The following is a 4,517-nucleotide window of genomic DNA, read 5'->3' as shown; positions in this document are numbered from 1 at the left end:
AAACACACTTCCCCCACCCGACGCTCTTCCGCTCTGCCCCCGGACCCCGCTGCTGTCAGGCCGGGCGCAGCCAGACCGTCGCCAGGGGCGGCAGGGCCACGCGGATGCTCGCCGGGTGGCCCTGCCAGGGCGCCGGGTCGGGCTTGACCGGGTCGGGGTTGGTGATGCCGCCACCGCCGTAGTGGGCGGCGTCGGTGTTGAGGACCTCGTGCCAGGCGGGGACGGTGTCGGGCACGCCCAGCCGGTACTCGTGGCGGACGACGGGGGAGAAGTTGCTGACCGCGAGGAGGGGCGAGCCCTCGGAGTCCAGGCGGAGGAAGGCGATGACGTTGTCGTCGGCCGCGTCCCCGGTGATCCACTCGAACCCCGCGGGCCGGGTGTCCAGCTCCCACAGGGCCGGCGTCGCGCGGTAGACGGTGTTCAGATCGCGGACGAGGTCGCGCACGCCGCGGTGGTCGGCCTCGGCGCCGTACGCCGGGTCCAGCAGCCACCAGTCCGGGCCGTGCACCTCGGACCATTCGGCGCCCTGGGCGAACTCCTGCCCCATGAAGAGGAGTTGCTTGCCGGGGTGGGCCCACATGAAGGCCAGGTAGGCGCGGTGGTCGGCGCGCTGCCGCCACCAGTCGCCGGGCATCTTGGAGACGAGCGACTTCTTGCCGTGCACGACCTCGTCGTGGGATATCGGCAGGACGTAGTTCTCGCTGTAGGCGTACACCATGGAGAACGTCATCTCCCCGTGGTGGTGCTTGCGGTGGACCGGCTCGTGCGCCATGTAGTCGAGCGAGTCGTGCATCCACCCCATGTTCCACTTCAGTCCGAAGCCCAGACCGCCGAAGCCGCCCGGACCGACGTGGTCCGTGGCCCGGGTGACCCCGTCCCACGCCGTCGACTCCTCGGCGATCGTCATGACCCCGGGCACCCTGCGGTACACGGTCGCGTTCATCTCCTGGAGGAACGCCACGGCGTCCAGGTTCTCCCGGCCGCCGTGCTCGTTCGGCGTCCACTGGCCCGCCTCGCGCGAGTAGTCGAGGTAGAGCATCGAGGCGACGGCGTCCACCCGCAGACCGTCGATGTGGAACTCCTGGCACCAGTAGACGGCGTTCGCCACCAGGAAGTTGCGCACCTCGCGGCGGCCGAAGTCGAACTCCAGGGTGCCCCAGTCGGGATGCGCGGCCCGCAGCGGATCCGAGTGCTCGTAGAGCGGACGTCCGTCGAACTCCGCCAACGCCCAGTCGTCGCGCGGGAAATGGGCGGGGACCCAGTCCATCAGTACGCCGATGCCCGCCCGGTGGAGGGCGTCGACCAGGAACTTGAAGTCGTCGGGGGTGCCCAGCCGGGCGGTCGGCGCGTAGAAGCCGGTGACCTGGTAGCCCCAGGAGCCGCCGAAGGGATGCTCGGCGACGGGCATCAGCTCGACATGGGTGAAGCCCAGGTCGTTCACGTACGCCGGCAGCTGCTCGGCGAGCTGACGGTACGTCAGGCCCGGTCGCCAGGACGCGAGATGCACCTCGTATATGGAGAGCGGCGCCTCGTGGGCCGGCCGCTCCGCACGCCGGGACAGCCACTCCTCGTCCTGCCACTCGTGGTGGGAGGCGGTGATGATCGAGGAGGTGCTCGGCGGGACCTCGGTGCGACGGGCCATCGGGTCGGCGCGCAGGGTGTGCGAGCCGTCCGGCCGGGTGATGTCGAACTTGTACAGCTCGCCCTCGCCGACCCCCGGCACGAAGAGCTCCCACACACCCGTGCCGCCGAGCGAGCGCAGCGGATACGCGGCGCCGTCCCAGAAGTTGAAGGTGCCGGCCACCCGCACGCCCCGGGCGTTCGGCGCCCACACCGTGAACCGGGTCCCGGCCACGCCCTGGTGGGTCATCGGCTCCGCGCCGAGCACCCGCCACAGCTCCTCGTGCCGGCCCTCGCCGATCAGGTGCAGGTCCAGTTCCCCGAGGACGGGCAGGAAGCGGTAGGGGTCCTCGACCTCCTGGGCCGGCCCCTCGTACGCCACCAGCAGCCGGTACTCCGGCGGCACACCCTGGAGCGGCAGCAGTCCGGAGAAGAAGCCGTCCCCGTCGTCGTGCAACTCCGCCCGCAGCGGCCCGGATTCGACGGCCACCGACCGGGCGTACGGCCGGAAGACCCGGAACGCGACCCCGCCGGGCACCCGGTGGGCGCCGAGCACCGAGTGCGGGTCGTGGTGGGTGCCGGAGAGCAGCCGCTCGCGGTCTCCGGCGTCGAGTGCGGGTGAGATGGCGATCTCCTCGTCGATGCCGGTGCCGGCGGTCGGGGCGGTCCCGGTCTCGGCGACCGGCTCGGTGACCGGTTCTGTGACGGTCTCCGCGACTGTCTCCGGGACGGCGGGTTCGGTGGCCGGCTGCTCGGCCGGGGTCTGCTTCTTCGCCATGGCCGCCTTCTTCGACGCCGCCTTCTTCAGGCCGGACTTCTTTGCCGCTGCCTTCTTCGAACCGGACTTCTTTGCCTTCCCCTTCTTCGGGTCGGGAGCGCTGGACGAGGGGCGGGGGGTCACGGGCTGAGCCTCCTGTGCGAAGGAAAAGACTGAGGGGAGGAAGGGGCGGGTGCCGCGGGGTCAGGTCGGGCCGGGGCCGGCCAGGCGGCGGATCGCGGAGAGCGGCACCGGGAGCCAGTCGGGGCGGTTGCGAGCCTCGTAGACGACCTCGTAGATCGCCTTGTCGGTCTCGTACGCCCGCAGCAGTACGGGGTCGGTGCGCGGATCGGCGCCGCCGGACTCCGCGTATCCGGAGCAGTAGGCGGCCCGGCACCGTGCGGCCCAGTCCGGCACCGGCTCCTTCGCCGAGTGGGCCGCGTAGTCGAAGGAGCGGAGCATCCCGGCGATGTCGCGGACCACCGGCTGCGGCATCCGCCGCTCGGCCAGCGGCTTCGACGGCTCGCCCTCGAAGTCGATCAGCGACCACTCGCCGGACGACGACCGCAGGCACTGGCCCAGATGGAGATCGCCGTGGATGCGCTGCGCGGTCCAGGTGCGCCCCTCGGCGGACAGGTCGTCGAGCGCCGTGAACGCGGTCCGCAGCCCCGGCGTGTACGGCCGCAGCGCCGGTACCGCCTGTGCCGCCGCGTCGAGCCGCTCGACCATGCCGTCGACGAGCCCCCGCAACTGGGCGTGGCCCAGCGTCACGGTGGGCAGCGCGCGGGCCAGCGCCCGGTGCACCTCGGCCGTGGCCCGTCCCAGCGCCCGCGCCTCGGCGGTGAAGTCCGCGCCCTTGGCCAGCTCGTCCAGCGCCAGCTCCCAGCCGTCGGCCGCGCCCTGCACGAACGGCTGGAGCACCCCGAGCACGTACGGCTCGTCGCCGAACTCGCCGCGCAGCCACGCCGTCGGCGCCGGCACCCGCGGGCAGCCCTCCCGGGCCAGCGCCAGCGGCAGTTCCAGGTCGGGGTTGGTGCCGGGCACGATCCGGCGCAACAGCTTGAGGATGAACGTATCTCCGTAGACGACCGACGAGTTGGACTGCTCGCCGGTCAGCAGGCGGGGGGTGAGGTCGGCGCGGATCTCCTGGCGCGGGTCCCGCTCGAAACTCAGCCCGCCGATGCGGGCCTGGGTGCGCAACGCGTCCAGGAGCACCTCGGCGGGCCGGGGGTCGTACAGGGCCTCGTACACCGTGCGGCCGGCGAGGGGGCCCTCTTCCACATGTCCGATCAGCGCGGGCGCGAGCCGGGGCGGCAGCGCCTCGCGCGAGCCTATGAGGAGCTGGTAGCAGTCGCCGGGCACGCCGGGCTGATGGGCGCGGACCAGCAGGTGGTGTACGCCCAGTGGCCCGTCGGCGGGCACCAGCTCGACCGCGGCGACCAGCGAGAACCCGGTGACCGGCCGGCCCTTGCCCGCGAACCAGCGCTGCCTGGGCAGCCACTCGCGCAGCAGTGGGTCGAGCGACGCGAGAAGACCGGGACTCGTCGTGGCGCTGCGGGTGACGGCTTCCGACATGGCGTCGCGTCCTTTCCCGGGGGTGGTTACTGTTGGGTGCCCCCGGCGGGGCGGGAGAAACCGCCCCGCCCAGGGCTCAGGCGGCTTCCTTGCGCAGCCGGAACCAGTAGAAACCGTGGCCCGCGAGGGTCAGCAGGTACGGCAGCTGTCCGATGGCGGGGAAGCGCACCCCGCCGAACAGCTCGACGGGATGCCGGCCGCTGAACTCCCGCAGGTCCAGCTCGGTGGGCTGGGCGAACCGCGAGAAGTTGTGCACGCAGAGCACGAGGTCGTCCTCGTACTCGCGCAGGAACGCCAGCACCGCCGGGTTGGAGGACTGCAGCTCCCGGTAGGACCCCAGCCCGAACGCGAGGTTCTGCTTGCGGATCTCGATCATGCGGCGGGTCCAGTGCAGCAGCGAGGAGGGCGACGACATGGACGCCTCGACGTTGGTGACCTGGTAGCCGTAGACGGGGTCCATGATCGTCGGCAGGAAGAGGCGGCCGGGATCGGAGGAGGAGAAGCCGGCGTTGCGGTCGGGGGTCCACTGCATGGGGGTGCGGACGGCGTCGCGGTCGCCGAGCCA

Annotated in this window: 3 protein-coding genes; all 3 read right to left on the bottom strand. The window is 72.1% G+C overall.

Features of this window, described 5'->3' with window-relative positions; translation table 11 throughout:
• Positions 1 to 55: 55 nt before the first annotated feature.
• Positions 56 to 2,521 carry a 1,4-alpha-glucan branching enzyme gene (gene glgB / locus ABZT12_RS39120; protein WP_356394602.1) on the bottom strand — a complete coding sequence of 822 codons (2,466 nt, stop codon included), beginning with the start codon at positions 2,519 to 2,521 and terminating at the stop codon, positions 56 to 58.
• 60 nt (positions 2,522 to 2,581) lie between these two features.
• Positions 2,582 to 3,952: a maltokinase gene (locus ABZT12_RS39115; protein WP_356394600.1), complete on the bottom strand. Its 1,371-nt coding sequence runs from the start codon at positions 3,950 to 3,952 to the stop codon at positions 2,582 to 2,584.
• A 76-nt stretch (positions 3,953 to 4,028) separates the two neighbouring features.
• Positions 4,029 to 4,517: alpha-glucosidase C-terminal domain-containing protein (locus tag ABZT12_RS39110; protein ID WP_356394598.1), on the bottom strand; the 489-nt coding region annotated here is incomplete at its 5' end.

Source organism: Streptomyces sp. NPDC005423 (genome assembly GCF_040606415.1).
GTDB lineage: Bacteria > Actinomycetota > Actinomycetes > Streptomycetales > Streptomycetaceae > Streptomyces.
Note: the sequence above shows the minus strand (reverse complement) of the source record. Positions and strands in the feature narration are given on the sequence as shown.

Excerpts from the sequence above, each read along its gene's own strand:
- ABZT12_RS39115 (WP_356394600.1), bottom strand. The coding sequence starts at position 3,952 with ATGTCGGAAGCCGTCACCCGCAGCGCCACGACGAGTCCCGGTCTTCTC.